The organism is Caproicibacter fermentans, assembly GCF_014303955.1.
Taxonomy (GTDB): domain Bacteria; phylum Bacillota; class Clostridia; order Oscillospirales; family Acutalibacteraceae; genus Caproicibacter; species Caproicibacter fermentans.
In genome coordinates, this window is sequence record NZ_CP060286.1 from 3434290 (window position 1) to 3454494 (window position 20205).

The 20205-nt window shown below is 50.7% G+C and carries 19 protein-coding genes and 3 pseudogenes; 13 read left to right on the forward strand and 9 right to left on the reverse strand.

What is annotated here, in order from left to right; all coding sequences use genetic code 11:
* The first annotated feature begins 4 nt into the window (after positions 1-4).
* From msrB to HCR03_RS19900, 7 genes and pseudogenes are all read left to right on the forward strand, one after another.
* Positions 5-949, forward strand: a complete 945-nt coding sequence (gene msrB, locus HCR03_RS17030) for a peptide-methionine (R)-S-oxide reductase MsrB (RefSeq protein WP_187035573.1) — start codon at positions 5-7, stop codon at positions 947-949.
* 171 nt (positions 950-1120) lie between these two features.
* Positions 1121-2574: pseudogene (locus HCR03_RS17035) on the forward strand (IS1182 family transposase).
* Between the two features lie 108 nt (positions 2575-2682).
* Positions 2683-3735 carry an ABC transporter substrate-binding protein gene (locus tag HCR03_RS17040; RefSeq protein ID WP_066645329.1) on the forward strand — a complete coding sequence of 351 codons (1053 nt, stop codon included), beginning with the start codon at positions 2683-2685 and terminating at the stop codon, positions 3733-3735.
* 137 nt (positions 3736-3872) lie between these two features.
* Entirely contained in the window at positions 3873-5114 is a 1242-nt protein-coding gene (locus tag HCR03_RS17045; protein WP_187035575.1) for a hypothetical protein, read from the forward strand.
* Positions 5065-5400: an ATP-binding protein gene (locus HCR03_RS17050; protein ID WP_083210067.1), complete on the forward strand. Its 336-nt coding sequence runs from the start codon at positions 5065-5067 to the stop codon at positions 5398-5400. The genes HCR03_RS17045 and HCR03_RS17050 overlap by 50 nt, the downstream gene beginning before the upstream one ends.
* Positions 5401-5453: 53 nt before the next feature.
* A complete protein-coding gene (locus HCR03_RS17055; RefSeq protein WP_228725004.1) occupies positions 5454-5921 on the forward strand; it encodes a response regulator in 468 nt (155 codons plus the stop codon).
* Positions 5922-5967: 46 nt separating this feature from the next.
* On the forward strand, positions 5968-6168 hold the full coding sequence (locus HCR03_RS19900; RefSeq protein ID WP_267459249.1) for a helix-turn-helix transcriptional regulator: 201 nt from the start codon (positions 5968-5970) through the stop codon (positions 6166-6168).
* A gap of 29 nt (positions 6169-6197) precedes the next feature.
* On the opposite strand, the gene HCR03_RS17060 is transcribed toward HCR03_RS19900, so the two are convergent.
* Complete coding sequence (locus tag HCR03_RS17060; RefSeq protein ID WP_187035577.1) at positions 6198-7238, reverse strand: LacI family DNA-binding transcriptional regulator; 1041 nt, start codon at positions 7236-7238, stop codon at positions 6198-6200.
* Between the two features lie 171 nt (positions 7239-7409).
* Here HCR03_RS17060 and HCR03_RS17065 point away from each other — a divergent pair.
* From HCR03_RS17065 to HCR03_RS17080, 4 genes and pseudogenes are all read left to right on the forward strand, one after another.
* Positions 7410-8543, forward strand: a pseudogene (locus HCR03_RS17065) (class II fructose-bisphosphate aldolase).
* Between the two features lie 16 nt (positions 8544-8559).
* The gene (locus HCR03_RS17070) at positions 8560-9720 is read left to right on the forward strand and encodes a diphosphate--fructose-6-phosphate 1-phosphotransferase (protein ID WP_187035579.1); all 1161 of its coding nucleotides are present in this window, start codon (positions 8560-8562) and stop codon (positions 9718-9720) included.
* Between the two features lie 61 nt (positions 9721-9781).
* Entirely contained in the window at positions 9782-10735 is a 954-nt protein-coding gene (locus tag HCR03_RS17075) for a triose-phosphate isomerase family protein (protein ID WP_187035581.1), read from the forward strand.
* Entirely contained in the window at positions 10732-12216 is a 1485-nt protein-coding gene (locus HCR03_RS17080) for a lactate racemase domain-containing protein (protein ID WP_066645339.1), read from the forward strand. Before HCR03_RS17075 ends, HCR03_RS17080 begins: the two co-directional genes overlap by 4 nt.
* A 113-nt stretch (positions 12217-12329) precedes the next feature.
* Here HCR03_RS17080 and HCR03_RS17085 read toward each other — a convergent pair whose 3' ends face one another.
* From HCR03_RS17085 to HCR03_RS20675, 7 genes and pseudogenes are all read right to left on the reverse strand, one after another.
* Positions 12330-13460 carry an anaerobic sulfatase maturase gene (locus HCR03_RS17085; protein ID WP_187035583.1) on the reverse strand — a complete coding sequence of 377 codons (1131 nt, stop codon included), beginning with the start codon at positions 13458-13460 and terminating at the stop codon, positions 12330-12332.
* A 6-nt stretch (positions 13461-13466) separates the two neighbouring features.
* A complete protein-coding gene (locus tag HCR03_RS17090) occupies positions 13467-14105 on the reverse strand; it encodes a hypothetical protein (RefSeq protein ID WP_187035586.1) in 639 nt (212 codons plus the stop codon).
* A gap of 18 nt (positions 14106-14123) precedes the next feature.
* Positions 14124-14546 (reverse strand): hypothetical protein, encoded by a 423-nt coding sequence (locus HCR03_RS17095; RefSeq protein ID WP_187035588.1) that lies wholly within the window; start codon positions 14544-14546, stop codon positions 14124-14126.
* A 130-nt stretch (positions 14547-14676) separates the two neighbouring features.
* Positions 14677-15468 (reverse strand): aldose epimerase family protein, encoded by a 792-nt coding sequence (locus HCR03_RS17100; protein WP_187038157.1) that lies wholly within the window; start codon positions 15466-15468, stop codon positions 14677-14679.
* A gap of 185 nt (positions 15469-15653) precedes the next feature.
* Positions 15654-16639 (reverse strand): IS5 family transposase gene (locus HCR03_RS17105; RefSeq protein WP_187035590.1). Its coding sequence is split into 2 segments (ribosomal slippage): positions 15654-15757 and positions 15757-16639, totalling 987 coding nucleotides; the frame shifts between segments, so codons are not numbered across the junction.
* 150 nt (positions 16640-16789) lie between these two features.
* Positions 16790-18029 (reverse strand): annotated as a pseudogene (locus HCR03_RS17110) (IS110 family RNA-guided transposase).
* Positions 18030-18224: 195 nt separating this feature from the next.
* Positions 18225-18410, reverse strand: a complete 186-nt coding sequence (locus HCR03_RS20675; RefSeq protein ID WP_066645205.1) for a hypothetical protein — start codon at positions 18408-18410, stop codon at positions 18225-18227.
* Positions 18411-18696: 286 nt separating this feature from the next.
* Here HCR03_RS20675 and HCR03_RS20680 point away from each other — a divergent pair, with 286 nt between their 5' ends.
* Positions 18697-18891 carry a hypothetical protein gene (locus HCR03_RS20680; protein ID WP_407926818.1) on the forward strand — a complete coding sequence of 65 codons (195 nt, stop codon included), beginning with the start codon at positions 18697-18699 and terminating at the stop codon, positions 18889-18891.
* 130 nt (positions 18892-19021) lie between these two features.
* Here the strand turns inward: HCR03_RS20680 and HCR03_RS20200 are convergent, their stop codons facing one another.
* Entirely contained in the window at positions 19022-19156 is a 135-nt protein-coding gene (locus HCR03_RS20200; protein ID WP_267459194.1) for a hypothetical protein, read from the reverse strand.
* Positions 19157-19414: 258 nt separating this feature from the next.
* Here HCR03_RS20200 and HCR03_RS17120 point away from each other — a divergent pair, with 258 nt between their 5' ends.
* Positions 19415-20203 (forward strand): IclR family transcriptional regulator, encoded by a 789-nt coding sequence (locus tag HCR03_RS17120; protein ID WP_228725005.1) that lies wholly within the window; start codon positions 19415-19417, stop codon positions 20201-20203.
* Positions 20204-20205 lie beyond the last annotated feature (2 nt).

Sequence of the window (20205 nt, forward strand, 5' to 3'; positions counted from 1 at the left end):
TAAAATGGCTGAAATTTTTTTGGCGGGCGGGTGTTTCTGGGGAATGCAGAAATACATCTCGTCCGTTCACGGGGTAACGAAAACCGAAACAGGCTATGCGAACGGGCCGACCGAAAGCCCGACCTACGAACAGGTATGCGGAAATTCCGGACACGCGGAGACGGTCCGCGTGGAGTATGATTCCAAGGAGGTATCGCTCGGCTTTTTACTGCGCCTTTATTTCGACGCGATCGATCCGACTGCGGTGAATGGTCAGGGCGGGGACAGCGGAATTCAATACCGTACCGGAATTTATTACACGGAGGAATCGGATTTGCCGGTGATTCGCTCCGAAATCGACCGGCTTCAAAAAACACTTTCAAACCCGGTCGCGATCGAAGTCCTGCCGCTTGCGAATTTTTATCCGGCGGAAGAGTACCATCAGGAATATCTGGACAAAAATCCGGGCGGTTACTGTCATATCAGCCCGGCGAAAATTCAGAAAGCCGCACAGGCGTCCGATCCGGCCTTGCGGTTCTCCGCGCCGGACGCGGTGACACTGAAAGAAAAACTGACTCCGATGCAGTTTGATGTGACGCAGAACGCGGCGACGGAACCTCCGTTTGAAAATGAATACTGGGATTCGGAGCGACCGGGCATTTATGTGGACGTAACCACCGGAGAGCCGCTGTTTACGGCAAAGGATAAATTCGATTCCGGCTGCGGCTGGCCCAGCTTTTCAAGGCCGCTTTCTCAGGAGCTGGTCACGGAACGCAGGGATATGAGCCACGGGATGATTCGCACGGAAATACGCAGTAAGAAAGGAAACGCCCACCTGGGGCATGTGTTCCCGGATGGGCCGCGGGAGCGCGGCGGCCTGCGGTACTGCATCAACAGCGCGGCGCTCCGGTTTATTCCGAAAGAGGATATGGAAAAAGAGGGCTACGGCGCCTGGCTTGAACGGGTTTGAAAAAAGTTGGATTATCCGTTGCCCAGATCCAGCGGCCTGTTTTAAGCAGTGACGGGGCGGTTGCTTTCAAGAGCAACCGCCCCGTCCCAGTCTGAAGACAAAGTATCGAAATCAGGTACTTTGTCTTTTTTTAGTGCTTGAGAAATGGTAAAATATAAACAGGTGATAAAAATGTTGAACGAAAAAAGTAATGACGGTCGGAAACAAGTCGGCTTTTACCGCATGGAGGATCTGGTACCGAAAGAGCATGTGAGGGAAATAGATAAAGCGATTGATTTCAGCTTCATATATAATTTGGTAAAGGACAAGTACAGCGAAGACACAGGCCGTCCCAGCTTTGATCCGGTGGTGCTGTTCAAGATTGTATTCATCCAATATCTGTTTGGGATTCGGAGCATGAGACAGACCATTAAAGAAGTCGAAGTTAACGCGGCGTATCGGTGGTTTCTGGGATATGACTGGAACGACCCGATCCCGCATTTCACAACCTTCGGAAAGAACTATTCCCGACGATTCGAGGGAACTGATATTTTCGAGCAGATATTTACCCATATTTTGCTGGAAGCTGTAAAGCTGAAATATGTAGACCTGAAAGGCGGTATTCATTGATTCAACGCATATTAAGGCCAGCGCCAACCGGAACAAGAAAATGAAGATGCAGGTTCAGATGGAGGCACAGCACTACCACAAAGAGTTGATGGAAGAAATCAAACAAAGATCGGGAAGCACATGGGAAAAAGCCGTTTGATGATGACGACCCAGGAAAAGGCGGCGAAAGCAGTCAGACAAAAGAAGTGGAAAAAAGTACAACCGATTCGGAATGTGGCATATTCCACAAGGGGGAGCATGAAAAATGTTTCGCTTACACTGCGCACACAGCCTGCGATGAGCACAACTTCATACTGGGCGTAGAACTTTTCCCGGCGAATGTGCATGACAGTGTGATGTTCAAAGATATCTATGACAAAGTTAAAAATGAATTCCCTGCAATTGAAGCTGTCGCTGTAGACTCCGGTTACAAAATCCCATATATCTGCAAGCAAATTCTGGAGGATGCCAGAATCCCGGTAATGCCATACAAACGCTATCCCGGAAAAAAGGAATTGTTCCGTCCCTATGAATTTGAATATGATCGGGAGAATGATTGCGTCATTTGCCCATACCATCAAATATTAAGATATTCTACCACAAACCGGGATGGATACCGGGAATACAAGAGCGACCGGAAAGTATGCGCGAACTGCCCCATGCGGCTGAAATGCACCCAAAGTCAAAATTGTCAGAAGACGTTTACCTGCCATGTTTGGGCGGATTACATGGAGACAGCCGAAGCAATCCGGCACACACAATGGGGCAAAGAGACATACAAAAAGCGTGCGGAAACCATTGAACGTGTTTTCGCCGATGCAAAAGAAAAGCATGGTATGAGATATACCACACTGCGAGGCAAAGCCAAAGTTACGATGCAGGCTTTGCTTACTTTCGCCTGCATGAATTTAAAAAAGCTGGCAATATGGAAATCAAGAGATCCACGGTTTATGCCCAAATCCGGCTTTTCATTCCTCTTTTTCGTCCATTTCGTTCTCGGTCAGAAAACAATTGCTAAAAACGCCGCCTGGGCTTAAATCCCTAACGGCCTTTCCTGAATTTATCGAGCTGAAAAATTACATTTGGGGAAAAGTTTATAAGGAGTATCTTGAGGTTGAAAAATAAAACATTAGGAGGAGTACTTTATGAAAAGGTTTATCAGCACCATGGTCAGTGTTTTAATGATCGCGGCCGTGCTTACGGGCTGCGGTGGAAACAGCGCCTCCCAGGCGGGCTCATCCGGCACGGCGGCAGGCTCGTCCGCCTCATCGGCGGCTCCGGCCATTACCATGCGGGTGGCGTACATGCCGAACATGAGCAGCGCAGGAGCGGTAATCACCGGTATCCAAATGGGCTATTTTAAGGAACAGGGTATCAATGTTGAGACGGTAAAGTTCTCGAAGGGACCTGATGAATTCGCCGCCATGAGCAGCGGGAACATCGACGTTGCCCAGATTGGTACCGGCTCTCACGTGCTTTGCGCCAAAGGCCAGGCCAAAATTTTCGCTTACGATGATTCTTCCATTAACGATGAAGTAATGGTGAACAAGGAAAAGGGAATTACAAAGGCCGCAGATTTGAAAGGCAAGACGATTGCCGCAACGCTGGGCACGTCGAGCGAACAGATTTTGAAGCTTGTTCTGGAATCGGCGGGGATGACGGAAAAGGATGTCAAAGTCGTACAGATGGATGCTTCCGCCGCCGCCACCGCCATGATCAGCGGTAAAGTGGACGCCTGCGCAACATGGTCGCCTTCCACGATTACCATTCAGGAAAAAATGGGAGACAAAGTCATGGTCCTCGCAAATAATAAAACATTTGCAGACAAAACGACATCCCCGTCCAGCTTCATTTGCACCAATGATTACTACGCAAAGAATCAGGATAATCTTGTTCGGTTCACAAGAGCTCTTTTAAAGGCTCAGGATTACAGGGCCAATCACTTAAAACAGGTGGCTGACTGGGTTGCGGACCTGATCCAGCAGGATAAAGCAACGATTGAAAAGACAACCGGCGACAGCGAATGGTCGACCGCGGAGCAGATTTACAGTGAGGCAAAGAGCGGAAACATGAAGAAGATGTATGAAGTTCAGCAGAAAAATTTTATTTCCAGCGGCTCTTTGGCATCGCCTGTGGATGTGGATAATTATTTCAGCCCGGACATCATAATCAAAGCGTACGAAGCAAACAAGAAATAAATCGGTAAGAATCAAAATTATTAAATATTTGCGCAGAACGGCCGGAAGTTTTCTTTCAGCCGTTCTGCGCATATTTGACGTTGAATCTTGGAAAAGGTATAGTAAGATTTGACATCATCTGTTAAAAGGAGTTTCGTATGCTGATACTCATACTGGTGATTTTGTTTTTGGATTCCGTGATTCTGGCCGTTATGAGAAAAAATGTCCATTCTTTTCTGTTCCTCGGCCTTTGCACCAGCCTGGTTCTCATGCTTTCGGGGATCATTCTGTATACGGCAAAAATCGGCGGACTCAACCATGCTCAGTATATCTTTCTGTTTTTGTCGGTCCGGATTCAGACAAGATTGCAGTATGCCCTCATCACGCTGGACAAACTGGGGTATATGATTGCCGTCGGACGCTATCTGTTTCCCTATTTTCTGCTGATGATTTCCATCAAATATTCTACGATCCCGTTTGTTTCCCGCAACAGGAAATGGATGAATCTGTTTTGTTTGCCGCCCGCCGCCTCACTGATACTCTATTATCCGCAGGTGTTTTATGTGGTTGTCTGCAATCGGTTTGCTCTTCAGACCTTACTGATGACGCTCACGCTGGTCTGGATTCTGATTTACCTTGCGGCTGGCATACTTCTGATGATCCGCGAGTATTTTGCTACCCCGGTTGCCTATTTTCGCAGGCAATTTCGCAATATCCTGTTTCTGCACATCAGTCTGGTGTTCCTGTATGGGATCGACTGCTTTCAGGACCCGATTCAAATCTATCAGCTTTACGGTTCGGAATATCTCTGGGTCAGCGGATTTTCTTACTCCAACCCGGCGATGCCCCTCTTCGGATGGGTTCTGCTTACGGCCGTCACCATCGTTTCCTCTTTTATAGGGCTGTGGAACCTCATCCTCTACACGCAGATTAATTATCAGTTGAATCTGGAAGACGTAGTGCTGCAGCGAAAATTCGAGATTACTAACGCGGGAATATCGGTCTTTGTGCACAGCATTAAAAACCAGATTCTTTCCTGCGGCGTGGTGCATAAAAGAATCCAGAAGATTTTAGATTCGGATTCCCCGGACCTCGCGGCTCTGCGGGAAAATTTTGATTTACTCAGAAAGCTCAATGAAAACATGATGACCCATATCAACCGGCTGAACGCGAATACAAAGTCGCACTCCATTGTTTTGCGGCCGGTCGCCGTGGAGCACATCGCCGGGCTTGCAGTGCAGCGGTTTCACGGCAAATATCCGGAGGCCGAGGTCCGGATGGACCTCGTTCCCCAAATGCTGATTCTGGCGGACGAGGAGAGCCTTTCGGAGGCCCTGTGCAACCCTGCTGATGAACGCGCAGGAGGCGATCCTTGCCGCTGGCAGAGGACCCCAGGGTAAAATCAAACTGAAAACGTACAACGGGAGAATTTACACATTCTTTGAAGTGGACGACAACGGCGGCGGTATTCCGAAGAATGAACAGAAAAAAATAGTGGATCCGTTCTACACAACGAAGAACACAAATTACAACTGGGGAATGGGGCTGCATTATGTCAAACGGATTGCCAAGAGCCATTTTGGCATGCTCCGCTTCGAGAGTTTTCCCGGACAGGGAAGCAGTTTTTTCCTGGTCCTTCCCCAGCACGAGCCCCGCGCGAGAAAAGACTATTTTCCATTGGATTGAGAATCCGCAGAGTCGGTGGTTTCCTGCATAAAATACAAAGGGAGAGAAACGCCATGGCGGACAAAATCAGAATTGCAATCGCGGAAGATTTTAAGCTGCTTTGCGATGATTTGGGCGAATTTATCAACGGGCAAAGAGACATGACCGTTGTCGGCACGGCGCATTCCAAAGAAGAAATCGTGAAACTTTCTGAGCGGATTGATTGCGACATTATCTTAATGGATATTGAGATGGAAACCCTTAATTCCGGAATTGAAGCGGCTGAAATTATTCGCGACAAAAAGCACGATCAGAAAATCATTTACCTGACCGCGCACGACACGGACGACATGATACTGACCGCCATGGGTACCGGAGCCGTCGATTACGTTGTCAAGGGACAGGATTACGAAGAGCTTTTGAGACACGTCCGGGCGGCTTACCGCGGAGAGCCGATCATGGAAGTGAATATCCAGCAAAAAATTATAGGGGGAGTATTCCAGGCTCCGCCGCTCCGAGCGCAGCCTGCTGTTTTTTATTAATAATATCGCACAGCTGACTCCGGCAGAGCGGCAGCTCATTCAACTGCTGCTCAAAGAAAAATCGGTCAGGGAAATCGCGGAGATTCACTGTGTCGAACTGGTTACGGTGAAGACCCAGATCAAAAGTTTGCTGAGAAAGTTCCAATGCAGAAGAACGAAAGAAATCGTCAAGCTCATCAATGAACTGAATATCGGGTATCTTTTCGATTCAGAGCCGGTTCAGGAAAATGGCGGAAAAATTAAGTAAAGACTTGAATGGAGCCTATACGTGGCCCGTCAGTGCAGTGGACTCGCACAGCTTTCGCGGGTAACCAGAGTAAATGGTATTTCAATTTTCATGGGAAGGGAATGTCCGCCCTCCATGCGGTCAATCAGTATTTTTGCTGCGATTTTCCCCAGCTCGTCCTTCGGAATGTGAATGGCAGTGAGCATGGGGGAGGTGAACTGGCAGATCTCGGTGTTATCTATGCTGATAATGGAGATTTCTTTTGGAACCCGGACTCCTTCCTCGTGAAATGCCTTCATAACTCCCATGGCGGTACTGTCGTTTGCGCAGAAGATTGCGGTCGGTCTTGTGGCAACGAATTCGGATGAGCTATGCACGGCTGTCAGAATTCTTTTTCCGCCCAGATATCCGCCCTGCATGGTTTGCTCCGCCTCAACAATGTGCTCCCGCCGCAGCGGAAGACGAAGCTCCTGAATCGCGTCGTAGTATCCGCGGTAGCGGATTTCATCCGACTTTTCCCCCAGATAACCGATGCAGGTATGCCCCAGCGTGTGAAGGTAACGCACGGCGGCCTTTGCCGTTTCGTAGCCGTCGCAGATGATCTGATCGTAAGGGTCGCAGATGGGGTTTAGACCGGTATACACGATGCTTTTTGAGCATCTTTTGATTTGGTTCATCAGGGAACGGGAATACCTGCCCAGCACGACGATCCCATCGTAACGGATATCCGAAAGGCTCTGAACGGTGCTTCTCAGATTCAGGGCGGTGTAGACGCCGGTCATTTCATACCGGTTTTTCATGCACTCATATTCGATTGAACGGAAAATCTGAGAAAAAAAGGGGTCGGATTTTCCATTCGGCGTGCGTGCAAAAATGCAGGCGATATGCCGCCCGGCCTCCGTTTGAGGAGGCCGGTTTCCGAGCTTCAGATTCTGTGCGGACCGGTTTGGAACGTAGCCCGTCTGCCGCGCCAGGTCCCAGATTCTGTCACGGACTTCTTTGCTTGCGACGCTGGAATCGTTCTTGTTGACGACCCGTGAAACGGTGGAGATGGAAACACCGGCAAGCTGAGCAAGATTTTTTAAAGTCACACTTGGCCTCCTTTCATGAAATTTATCATACCATAGTGTTTTCAGTAACGCAAACGTTTTAGTAAAATTAGCGTTTAAAGAGATGAAACGGTGGTAAAATTTAAGTAATCAAAGGACGTTTTCGTCTGAAAAGAAAGGGTGTTTTGTGTGGCACTGGTTCCATTACGGCCCGTGTTGGAGGCAACAAAAAAATATGGGTACGCTCAGGGAGCGTTTAACGTCAATGCGGTTTCACATGCGAAAGCGGCCATCGAGGTGCATGAAATGTTCCGCTCCGCGGCGATTTTGCAGGGAGCCGACCTCGCCAACGGCTTCATGGGAGGTCGCACGGACTTCATGAATGCAACTTTGGAGGATAAAAAGGCCGGAGCGAAACGGATTGCCGACGCGGTGAAAAAATATGGGCAGGATTCCCCGATTCCGGTCGTTCTGCATCTGGACCATGGAAGGGATTTTGACTCCTGCTAGGCCGCGATTGACAACGGCTATACCTCCGTTATGATTGACGGTTCTTCGCTTTCGTTTGAGAAGAACATGGAACTGACGAGGGAGGTTGTCAAATACGCTCATGAAAGAGGCATCACCGTCGAAGGTGAACTCGGCGTTCTCGCCGGCGTGGAAGACCATGTTTTTGCTCAGAATTCCACCTATACCAACCCGATGAAAGTGGTTGAGTTCGTGAAGAAGACCGGTGCTGACTGCCTGGCAATTTCCTACGGAACGATGCACGGCGCTTCCAAGGGTAAAAACGTTAAGCTGCGTAAGGAAATTGCGATTGCGGCGAATGAATGCCTGATGCATGAAAACCTCTTCGCCGTTCTGGTATCCCACGGTTCTTCCACCGTGCCGCAGTACATTGTCAACGAAATTAACGAGCTGGGCGGGAACGTTCAAAACGCTCATGGAATTCCGATTGAGGAGCTGAAAGCGGCCATTCCGTGCGGGATCGGCAAGATTAACGTGGACACCGATATCCGACTTGCGGTTACCCGGAACATGAGAGAGCTGTTTTACAACAGACCGGAGCTTCGCGAAAGTAAATCAATCGGTTCGGTCTGGAAACTTCTGGAAGAGAAGAAAGGCCAGTTCGACCCGCGCGTTTTCTTCCCGCCGGTGATGGACACCGTAATGTTTGGTACGATTCCGGATCAGGATGTCGCCGTGCTGATGGACTGCGTCGAACGCGGAGTCAAGGAAGCTATCGGCACGCTGATCGTTGAGTTCGGCTCCGTGGGCAAAGCTCCGCTGGTCGAGCGTGTGTCGCTGGGTGAAATGGCCGAGCGGTATCGGAAAGGGCAGTGCTGAGAAAGGGAGAGAAGACATGAGTGAAAATTTGCTGATCCTCCACGGCGGCGGCCCGACGGCTGTGATCAATGCGTCCCTGTACGGTTCCGTGATGGAGGCCCTGAAGCACAAAGAGATCGGCACGGTCTACGGCGCGGTTGGTGGAACAGCCGGCCTTCTGGCGAAACGCTTTGTCGATTTTTCCAAAGTGCCGGCGTCCCAGCTGGAATTGCTGAAGCAGACGCCCGCGAGCGCGATCGGAACCTCGCGAACCCACCTTCAGGAGGATGATTATCTGAAGATGGTTTCTATTCTCAAAAAGCACCATATCCGCTATGTGCTGCTCAACGGCGGAAACGGAACCATGGATACCTGCGGAAAGCTTTATCGCGCGGCGCGCAGCGAAGATATCCGCGTGATCGGTATTCCCAAAACGGTGGATAACGACATCGCTATCACGGACCACTGCCCGGGTTACGGCAGCGCCGCGCGCTTTTTAGCGCAGACTACGGCGGAGATCGTGCAGGACGTGCGTTCCATGCCGATCCATGTTTGCATTATTGAGGCTATGGGCCGCAACGCGGGCTGGATTACCGCCGCTTCCGCCCTGGCAAGACAAAAAGGGCAAAAAGGACCGGATCGGATCTATCTACCGGAATTCTCTTTCGACGAAGAGGCGTTTCTTGCGGATACTCAAAATCTGTTTACAAAGCACGGCTGTGCCGTTATCGTGGCAAGCGAGGGACTCAAAAAGGCGGACGGCTCCCCGATTGTTCCCCCAATTTTGCAAAGAGGCAGGGACACCTACTTCGGCGACGTTGGCGCTTACCTCGCGGAGCTGGTGATTAAAAAGCTTGGCATCAAGGCGAGAAGTGAAAAGCCCGGCATTCTCGGCAGAGCCTCGGTGCTGTGCCAGTCCCCGGTTGACCGCGACGAGGCGGTTCTGGCGGGCAAAATGGCGTGCAAAGCGGCTCTGGAGGGCAGGACGGGAATCATGATTGGATTTGAACGGCTCGAAACCTCGCCCTATTCCATCCGAGTCATCGAAATCCCGGTGGAGGAAGTCATGATGCATGAGCGCCCCATGCCGAAAGAGTTTATCTCCGAAGAGGGGCTTGGCGTTACCGATCGGTTTATTGAGTGGTGCCGGCCGCTGATCGGCGGGGACCTGCTGGATTTTGCCTGGTTCGGCGACTGATACCGCGGCGAAGGTTGTGCTTAGGCCCGCTTCACGTGGCGATACTGGAAGGAGACAAAGAATGAGAGATATTTTCATTAACCTGAAACGGTTTGACGTCCCCAGAGAAAAGGGCGGCGTTTGCCCCTCGGAACAGCCGGGGAAATGGATCGAAGGAGTCATGAAAGACAGCGTGGAACTCGGAATCGGCTCTTTCCCGGACGTAAACGTCGTTTATTTCGTGCCGGAGGCGTTAATCCTGCCGGCTCAGGAGGCGCTCGGCTGCTTCCCGGCGGAACGGCGGGGCCGGCTCTCGGTCGGCTGCCAGAGCGTGTTCCGCGACAATATCAAAAAGGGTAAGAATTTTGGCGCTTTCACGACGAATCTTCCGGCGGCCAGCGCCTATCAGATGGGATGCCGCTGGTCGATCATCGGGCACTCCGAAGAGCGGCGAGACAAGCAGGAGATCATCGGGGCTTTTCAGCCGGATTGGAATCAAAACGAATCTTCCCGCGAAAAATGCGCGGCGGCGGTGGATGGACTGATCAACCGGGAGGTCCTTTCCGCAATGGAGCAGGGGATGGACGTACTGCTCTGCATGGGAGAAACGGCCGAAGAGCGCGGCGGCGGCAGCATGGAGGAACAGCAGGACCGGGTCCGCGCGGTTTTATCCGCCCAGTTCACGCGCGGCTTGAAAGGCGTTGCGGATTATCTGCCGAAGCGGAAGGTCGCAATCGGTTATGAGCCGATCTGGGCAATCGGGCCGGGAAAGACGCCTCCTGGGGAAGAATATATCTCGTATGTATCGTCAATGATTAAAAGAATCGTGCGGGAACAGTTCGGCTTTGAGATTCCCGTGGTGTACGGCGGCGGTCTGAAGGAAGAAAACGCTGAGATGCTCGGCGGAATCGAAAGCGTCGACGGCGGACTGGTGGCTTTGACCCGTTTTTCCGGTGAAATCGGATTTTTCACCGAGGATTTGAAAAAAATCGTGGAAAAATATCTTTCTGGCAACAGGAAAGGAGAAACAGCATGAAACTTGATTTTGAATATGGACAGGGGCTTATGTCCGCGAATTTACCGGATGATACGGACGTGTTCATTCCCGGCGTGACGGTGCCCGACCCGCCGTATATCCCGGAGGACAAGCTGGTTGAGGCGACAAGGGAATCCATCCTTCACCCGATCGGCATGGAGCCACTTTCAGAGCTGGCCCATAAGGGCTCCAAAGTGACCATCGTGTTCCCAGACCGCGTCAAGGGAGGCGAGCAGCCGACCGCGCACCGCAAGGTCTGCATTCCAATCATTCTGGACGAGCTTTACAAAGCGGGCGTGGAGAAGAAGGATGTCCTCCTGATCTGCTCAAACGGACTGCACCGCAAAAATACGCAGCAGGAAATTTACAACGTGCTGGGGCCGGAAATTTTCCACCAGTTCTGGTATACCCACCAGATCATCAACCATGACAGCGAGGATTACGACCATCTGGTTGACCTGGGCACCACAGACCGCGGCGATCCCGTTTTAATGAACAAATATGTCTATGACTCCGACGTTGCGATTCTGATCGGCCATACGCAGGGTAACCCGTACGGCGGCTATTCCGGGGGTTATAAGCACTGTGCGACCGGCATTACCCACTGGCGCAGCATCGCTTCCCACCATGTGCCGGAAGTCATGCACCGCGCGGATTTCACCCCGGTGAGCGGTCATTCGCTGATGCGCACCAAGTTTAACGAAATCGGCATGTATATGGAAAAATGCATGGGCAAAAAGTTCTTCTGCTGCGACGCGGTGCTGGATTCCAAATCCCGCCAGATCGAAATCAACAGCGGCTATGCGAGGGAAATGCAGCCCATTTCCTGGAAGACGGCGGACAAGCGCACTTATGTTAACTGGGCGGAGAAAAAGTACGATGTGCTGGTGTTCGGCATGCCCCAGTTTTTCCACTACGGCGACGGCATGGGTACGAATCCAATCATGCTGATGCAGGCGCTGTCGGCTCAGGTGATCCGCTTCAAGCGTATCATGAGCGACCACTGTGTTATCATCTGCTCCTCCATCTGCAACGGATATTTCCACGAGGAACTCTGGCCGTACCTGCCGGAACTTTATAAAATGTTCCAGCACGACCATATGAACACGCTGGCCGACATGAACCGCTACGGCGATTATTTTGCGACCAATGAGGAATATATCCGCAAGTATCGCTTCTGCAACGCTTTCCATCCGTTCCACGGCTTCTCGATGATGAGCTGCGGGGACATCGCGGAGCAGAACACTTCCGCCATCTACCTTGTGGGGGCGCAGGAGCCGGGCATCGCAAGGGGAATGGGGCTAAAAACCCGCGCTACCTTCGAGGAAGCCCTTGCCGACGCTGAGAAGAAGTACGTCGGCGGCCATCCGAATATTCTGGCGCTCCCGCAGACGTTCAAGATTGCTTCCGTCCATCTCTGCATGAAGGATGAACCCTATGATGGGACCAATGGACATGCGGACTGCGGATTTAAGCTCTAAGAACTGATTCGGGCAAATTAAAGTTTCTTTTCAAAGAGGACTGCCTCCCGCGTCAAACGGGAGGCAGTCCTCTTTACGGTCTATTAACGGGCTGACCCTTTAAAGGTCGTGCCTTAAATTCCGCCGCGGTAACTTGCTTCCGTATGGGCTATTTCCGATAGCCGTGGGGCGGCATACTCGAAGAAGCGGCGTAAACCCTTGCAGTAGTAATTTTCCAGACGACCGTCGACTGTCTGCCAGTCCCGTTTGCATCCGCCGAAACAGATTGGAAGCCATTTGCATTCTGCGCAGGCGTCCGGCTTTTTTCGTCCGTCGCTCTGAAACTGCTCTGCAAGAGCGCACTGACCGGCGTCGGTCAAAGAGTTGTCGGCCAATTTTCCAAGCCTCCACTCGTCCAGGACATAAAAGTCACACGGGTACAGGCTGCCGTCGCTTTCCACTACAAAGTAGCTGCCGCAGGAGCCGGAGGTGGCGCAGGAGCCGGAAGGCAGCCCCATCATCAGATGGACGTAGTCGTCGAAAAGCCGGATGCTGACATACTGCCCGTTTTTCCAATCCAGGTACCAGGCGTCGAACAGGCCGCAGAGAAATTTGCCATAGGCTTCCGGCAGGAGCGAATAGGGAGCTTTTCCCCTCTCCTTTTTTAACGGATCGAGGCACGGAATGAATTGAAGATAATTTACTCCAAGTTTTTTCAGCGTATGGTAGACTTTTTGCGGACTGCGGGCACACTGCCCCGTCACAACGCAGAGAAGATTGACCTCCACCTGATTTTTTTGCAGGAGATGCAGAACCTTTGTAACCCGGTTCCAGGTCCCTTCACTTTCACGGTCTTTCCGGTACAGGTCGTGAATCTCTTTGATTCCGTCCACGGAAAGGCCGACCAGAAATTGATGTTCCCGAAGAAAAGCCGCCCACTCCTCATCAAAGACCATGCCGTTGGTCTGGATCGCGTGACTGACCCGGATGCCGGGCCGCGCGTAATTCTTTTCGGCAGCCACAAATTTTTGAAAAAAGTTCAGGCCTGCCAAAGTAGGTTCTCCGCCCTGAAAGGCGAAGGAAATTGCTCCGCCCGGTCCCACGGCCTCGAAGGCGGATTGGATCAGGCGCTCCGCCGTTGCCTCGGACATGAGCCCCATGCTTTTGACGGAACGGTTCCCGGAGACGTCGTCGTAAAAGCAGTAGCGGCAGCACAGGTTGCACAGGCTGGAGGCGGGCTTGATAAGCAAACTGACGTTTTTCAAAGCGAATTACCCCTTTGCGTTTTGAACCAGTGATTGAATTTCAGAAATGTTTTCCATGCTTGGAATGGTAAGGATCAGATTTTGGTTCAAGTAGATTGCCGCGCCGCCGGGGATTCTGCGGACGGCCTTCATATCGGAAAGCGGGAAGGAGATGCAGTAAACCGAACCAACCGCGACCATTTGCTCTTTGGCTTTATCTAAGTACATTTTGATTTTTCCATCCGGGAAATACGGACGAAGCTCGCGTACGTCCCTTCGAATACGCCGACCGATCAAAGGGGAGAAAATCCGAATGTAGTGAAAGTTTAACAGGACAGCCGCCGCCACGGCCGTCAGAATGGAAAGGACACGTCCGCTTGATATGGCGTAAGCGAGAAGGAAACAGGAGGCGGCGAGCAACAGGATGGTCAGCGGCGTCCATGCCAGCTTCGTCGTGAACATCCGCCGGAATGCGCTTTGCTGGTCTTTTAGGTAGGGGTCTTCGTCATAGTAAAATTCCGCAAGGACCCCGCGTCGGGGGGGGAATTGAATCGCGCACGGCTTCGCTGCCGCGCAGACTGACTTGAATCGCCGCTTGGCGGAGCCTGTCCGCAAACCCTGCGCGCTGCGGTTCGCTTCCGAACGCAGAATAGGGGATAATATCAAAAACCGACTGATTTTTGCCTAGGATAGAAGATACGCGTTGGTCTTGTTGTCAGTTACCCTGATCTGTGTGATTTCGCAGGAATTTGAATAGGAACCGAATTGTATGGAGATGGTTTCATCTTCTAGCTTCAGGGTGTGGAGCTTCCAGAATTCCTCCGAAATCCTTCCTTTGGAACGAAGCATGGAAAGGTATTTTTTGGCGCGGGGACGCGTGCTGAAAAAATTAAGCAGGGAGAGCCCTGTCAGGGAAACGGACAAGACCAGCAGACCGGCAATACCTGCCGCGGAAGGTGTGGAGGACAGAAGCAGATAGATGACGAACAACGTTTGTCCAGCCGTGCTGAACAAAAACAGAAACAGGGGAACGGGCCTTTTCCGTTTTTGCTTTAGCTGTTGTTCCAGAACGGTAATATATTCTTCTTCAGAGACTTTATAGTTCATCAGAGCCTGTTATCCAACAATTAAAAAAATTGCCGTATTCCCCGTTTTCATTCGGAATACGGCGTTTATCTATTTCTATTATATAGAAAAGCTTTCCCGAGCGCAAGATGTGAGACTGCACCGGGATTTTTTAGAAAACAGGGAACAGGATTCTCTGTGTACGCTGAAGAGCTTCCCGTGAGGGAAGAAGGAGAGCTCCCGGCCTTTTGGCCGGATCATGCTCCGGACCGGAGCAGCCGGTCCAGGGTTCGATGCACAGAAATCCCGGAATTCCGGGTTTGCTCCACAGAAGGAGATAGGGCGAGTCCTTTGTCTCTATGCGGATGAAATGCCCTGTCTTTAAATCCTCAAGCTGGACCCACTCGGATTTCAAAGGGTGGAAAAGGGCATTGCCGTTTTCAAACGTATGCTCCGCGAGGCGAAAAAGAGAGCCGCCGCCCGGCAGTTCAGGTTGCTGGAAGCGGACCGCATAATCCTCTGTCCTTTCTCCGGGAGAGAAAGGGCAGCGAAATCCGGTGTGGAATCCGAGCTGAACGGGCATGGGGCGCTCACTCAGGTTTACGGCTTTACAGATGACGGTTACGGCGTTTTCTTCCAGTAAATAACGAGTCTCAAAAGAGAATCCCCAGGGCCATCGCTTTTCATCTTCCCGCCAGCTTAGTCGGAACGTAAGAGACCTTTCACTTTGGTCAACCAGCTCATATTCCAGATCCCGCACAAAGCCGTGCTGATCCGCTTGGTATCGCCTGCCCCTGTCCTCAAACCCCCCGCCTTCGATTTTTCCGCACCAGGGAAAGCAAATCGGCGAGCGCCGGGGCCAGATTTCCGGCGCTCCGTCCCAGAGGTAATTGCTTTTGGAATCCGAAGGGCTTCGAAGCGACCAGAGTTCTGCGCCGAGGGAGTTTACCGAAAGCCTGCAAATAAAAAGTCAAGCCCTATTTGAGAAAAAAGCTAAAGCTAAGGAACCTCTGAGCAAATGGCGTAAACAGAGATTTAAGCCAAGTGAGAGCAAGGGAACGCTGCAGACCGGTTGTTAGTGCCGGATTTTGATGCCCGCATTACTGGATTCATCCCCACTTTTGTGGAAATGGGCGCACTTCTCCCTTGTCAGGTCTCACTGAAACTTCGACCTGCCATTGCCAGCATATAGAGATTTGCGCACGCAAACATGGCATACAGCCGGTTCTCGTTTTTCATTAAGCCTCTGTACGGGTTTTCGTGTAGCCAAATTGGCATTTGATGATGCGAAAAACGTGCTCCACTTTGCATCGCACAGAGGATTTGCGATGTTCGATGAGACGCTCCCAATCAATGGAATTGTCGGAAACCCTGGGCAGACTGTGCGGACGGCGGTTGATACGGTAGTCGATCTTGGATAAATGCGCATCATTCCGAACCTCCGGGCGCTTTTGAATACCAAGATAACCGGAATCACCATAGACCACCTCGTCATCCTTACGGATGAGTTTCGCCGCTGCGGTCACATCATGTTCGTTGGCGGCAGTTACCTCTATCGTGTGAACCAGCCCGCTGCCGGCGTCAACGCCGGCGTGACACTTCATGCCGAAACGCCATTCATTGCCCTTTTTTGTTTGATGCATCTCCGGGTCGCGTGCTTTCTCCGCATTTTTTGTAGAGCTGGGTGCGTTGATGATGGTAGCGTCTACAATTGTGCCGCCTTTCATCATGTGGCCGGTAGCTACCATGACGCGGTTAATGGCGTCAAAAAACAGCTTGTTTAGCCCGTCTTTTTCCAGCAGGTGCCGAAACTTGCAAAGCGTCGTCTCATCCGGAACATTCTCCGTCATGAAATCAATGCCGGTAAACTTACGCATGGCATAGCTGTCATAGATTGCGTCCTCGGTGGCCGGATCGGAGAGATTGAACCAGATCTGCAGCAGATACATCCGCAGCATCCGCTCAATGCCCATGGGCGGACGGCCCCGTTTGCCGCGGGGATAATACGGCGCAATGATACCGACCCACTCATCCCACGGGATAATCTCGTCCATGGTTTCCAGAAACTCTTCCCGCCGTGTTTTCTTCTTTCTGCAGCTATATTCAATATCCGTAAAAGTTTGTTGCTTTTTCATTTTTCCGCACCGCCTGTGTCTTGATAGTTCTATTTTACCAGAGTTCTCCTCTCTTCGGTAGAGGGGCGGATTAAATCAGAGGTTCCCTAAATGTAGGTAAGGCAAAAAGGCCACCGCCAAAGCGCCGACCTGAAATAAGTAAAATATAGGTTATCGGGATAAACCGGTCGAATCCATATCGACAGGCTCATTGGCAGCAGTGAGATATTCTTTCACCTTGCCATAGTAGATGCGTAGGAACTTGTTGCAGCCTGCGGTCATGTAGACGTGGTATGGTTTCCCCTCAGCACGTTTCTTGTCCAAGAATTGAAATACGGGGTCATCTGGCGGCGCATTCTGAAGAAGTACCGTCATTAGCACAAAGAGCGTTTTTCGCAGTTCCGGGGAACCACGTTTGGAAGAACGCGTACTTTTCGCTTCATAGGTTCCAGACTGGTTGGCACCTGGGTCAACTCCCGCAAACGCCGTCAAAGAGCCCTTGTGGGCGAAGCGCCGCACATCACCAATCTCTGCCATGAGCTGTGGGCCAAGGGAATTGCCAACGCCGTACAGCCCCATTACAACGCGATATTCCGGCAGCTGCGCAGCAAGCTGATTCATTTCAGTGCGAAACACCTCAACCGTTTTGGAAATTGTGTTGAGTTGCGTGACTGCCTCTTGTACCATCACCTTGGACAGCGAATTTTTAGGCAGCATCGCAATCAATTCCTTCGCTTCTGTGTGAATTTCAATAGCTTTGGCGGCGCTAAAATTATATCCATGCCGCTTGCACCACTTGTGGTAACGTTCGATAAAGGCAGTCTGGCTTACGTTGCGCACGCAGTCCACATGCCAAAAGGACGCAGCAAAATCCACCCATTTTTGGCTCCCATCCGCACGGGCAGGACTGTCAAAGAGGGTGTTTGCACCCGGATAGGTCTGGTCAAGCAAGGCAATAAGGTTGTTTTTGAAAGCAGTTTTGTTCTTGCTATACAGGCCATACTGTCGGTTCATGCTTTTGAGTTGGTAACGAATCGTATCCATAGAATTATGTTCTCGCAGATCTACCCAATTGTCAAGACCGTATCGGGCAATTTTCAGCGAATCTGCTTTATCGGTTTTGACTTTGCGCAGAGAGTTGTTTCCGTATTCCTTGATCAGCAGCGGATTAACTGCACTGACAAAAATTCCGGCATCGTGGAACGTTTGCGCCACAGGTTCATAATACCGTCCAGTATGCTCCAAGACCACACGCGTTTCCCCCTCCGGATTTTGCAGCAAATTTGCCAACTTGCTGAGTTCGCTGGAGGTGTGGCGCACCTCGTAGGGGCTTTACCACCAACTCTCCAAAGGGGCGAATCACTGACACCATGCTTTTCCCTTTTGATACGTCAATTCCGACTGCGTTCATAATCCACGCTCCTATTACAGATTTACAATTGGCAAACCATCTTTTTCTCACTGCCGATTCTATCTGTTTGTTGACACGAACGCGCTGAACGGCGGCTCTACCTGCACAAATCGAACGCTGCGAATGAGAGGATGGCTGACTGACTTTCGGGCGGACGCGAGGTCCTTGGAGAATTTCGTCAGACCCATTGTCTTCTCATTCTAACAGCTTAGGCAACAAGATGGAAAAAGACGTGGCTGGATGCCATGTCTTCCACCAAATATATAGTAACAGGAGGGAAATGCCCTGCAGCCCTTCCGGCTTTGGAACCCCGGCCAGCTCGCACAGAGTCGGGTACAGGTCCAGGTGGGAAACGAGGCAGTCCAGCACGCGGCCGGCCATTTGATTTCCCTGATATTTCAGAATCAGGGAAACTCCGATGCCGGTGTCGTAAAGGGCATTTCATTCCGGAAACGCGATGCCGTGATCGGTTGTAAACAGGACCAGAGTATCCTTCCCGTCCGCTTTCGCGCAGAGCGTCCAGCACAATGCCGGCAGCCTCATCAGCAATTTTCAGGCTTTCAATAAAGGCTACCATTTCCATCCGATTTTCCGGCGTGTCGCAAATCGGAGGCGGAACCTGTACATACTGTGCTGCTTTCGGGTCGGGCACTTCGGGAAATACCCGGTGGGTGTTGAACAGCCCCATGGAAAGGAAAAACGGCTTGTCATGCGTGCCTTTCAGATAATCCGCCGCAGCGTGTGCGTTGCCGAGATCGAAGGCCTTCCAGTCCCGCTTGCACTTTCCCATGGAATAGTTTGCGTCACCCAGAATTTTCTGGTAGCCAAAGGCACGGGGATCCTCTCCCTCGTGCTGGATTAATATTCATTTATAATATCCTTTCGAAGGTATCCTTACTATTCGGTTAAAGTGAACGCCGCCGCTTTCAAAAGTGCGGCGGCGTTGATTAATCGCGATTTGTTTCTCTAAGGCTTTGTCGTGTTCCGGATGGTTAGTCCCCGAAAACAAATTCGCGGTAAGCAGGCAAACCGGGATCCTTTGTTTCCTCCATGGATTCCAGAAGGTCCGCACGGAATTTCCCAATCTGCTCCCGATATACCGGATCGTTAATCAAATTATACAGCACATCCGTATCCTTTGTAAAGTCATAGAATGGTGCTTTTTTGATGTGCTGTTATTGGCGGATTTGCGTGAATTCACTTCGTGCCGAATTATTTTCCTTGTAAACGTAATCCGACAGAAATTCAACAGTCTAATTTCACAAATTTTGAAAATAGATTGGTCAAAATAGTCCAATTGACAACCATAAAAACGTGTGATATAGTAATTTCAACATAAATTTTATATATAGAGTATAAATTTTATATATGGAATAGAGGTGCACATGATGCTGTCAAAACAACAACAGGAACTTCAAAATAAACTTTCTTCTTACAGCTCGATGAAAGTTTTACAAATTTTACTTGCGCTTTCCGCCACCAATAAATATATGGGGATCAGCGAGATAACGGAAATTACCGGCCTCAGCGGAAGCACGCTGCACAGAATTCTTCAGGAGCTTTTAGAGTGTGGCTTTGTGACAAAAGACGAACAGCAGAAAAAGTACCGGATAGGCTTTGAATCCATGGCTTTAGCGGAGCATATGAAAGCTGCAAACTATCTGCTGGAGGCGGCCAAAGATGAAATGCACCGTCTGAATGAGATAACAAAGGAGACGGTTAATCTAATTGTCCGGGACGGCTACCAGGCGGCTTATATTGGAAAAATGGAAGCAAAAAACCAGATTGCTATGCGTTCTAAAATCGGGTGGAAAATCCCGCTGTACTGTACGAGCGGCGGGAAGCTCCTGCTGGCTTATCAGGATGAAAAGTGGCTGGAAAATTATTTGAACTCCACTCCGCTGGAGAAGCATACCGACTATACGATTGTGGACAAAGCAGCCTTAATGCAGGAACTTGTCAATATCCGGAAGGAAAACTTTGCGATTGATAATCAGGAGCACAACCCAGACGTGATCTGTATTGCTGCTCCGATTTTTTCCGATAACCATGAAATTCTCGCCACCATTGGCGTCGCGGCACCGAATTACCGGTTTTCTCTCGAAAAAGCCCTTTCTTATAAAGAGGCGGTCATTAACGCAGGGAATGCGGTTTCTGAGAAGATAGCAAAATAATG

Excerpts from the sequence above, each read along its gene's own strand:
- msrB (WP_187035573.1), top strand. The coding sequence starts at position 5 with ATGGCTGAAATTTTTTTGGCGGGCGGGTGTTTCTGGGGAATGCAGAAA.
- HCR03_RS17040 (WP_066645329.1), top strand. The coding sequence starts at position 2,683 with ATGAAAAGGTTTATCAGCACCATGGTCAGTGTTTTAATGATCGCGGCC.
- HCR03_RS17045 (WP_187035575.1), top strand. The coding sequence starts at position 3,873 with ATGCTGATACTCATACTGGTGATTTTGTTTTTGGATTCCGTGATTCTG.
- HCR03_RS17050 (WP_083210067.1), top strand. The coding sequence starts at position 5,065 with ATGAACGCGCAGGAGGCGATCCTTGCCGCTGGCAGAGGACCCCAGGGT.
- HCR03_RS17055 (WP_228725004.1), top strand. The coding sequence starts at position 5,454 with ATGGCGGACAAAATCAGAATTGCAATCGCGGAAGATTTTAAGCTGCTT.
- HCR03_RS17070 (WP_187035579.1), top strand. The coding sequence starts at position 8,560 with ATGAGTGAAAATTTGCTGATCCTCCACGGCGGCGGCCCGACGGCTGTG.
- HCR03_RS17075 (WP_187035581.1), top strand. The coding sequence starts at position 9,782 with ATGAGAGATATTTTCATTAACCTGAAACGGTTTGACGTCCCCAGAGAA.
- HCR03_RS17080 (WP_066645339.1), top strand. The coding sequence starts at position 10,732 with ATGAAACTTGATTTTGAATATGGACAGGGGCTTATGTCCGCGAATTTA.
- HCR03_RS17095 (WP_187035588.1), bottom strand. The coding sequence starts at position 14,546 with ATGAACTATAAAGTCTCTGAAGAAGAATATATTACCGTTCTGGAACAA.
- HCR03_RS20675 (WP_066645205.1), bottom strand. The coding sequence starts at position 18,410 with ATGGCCGGCCGCGTGCTGGACTGCCTCGTTTCCCACCTGGACCTGTAC.
- HCR03_RS17120 (WP_228725005.1), top strand. The coding sequence starts at position 19,415 with ATGATGCTGTCAAAACAACAACAGGAACTTCAAAATAAACTTTCTTCT.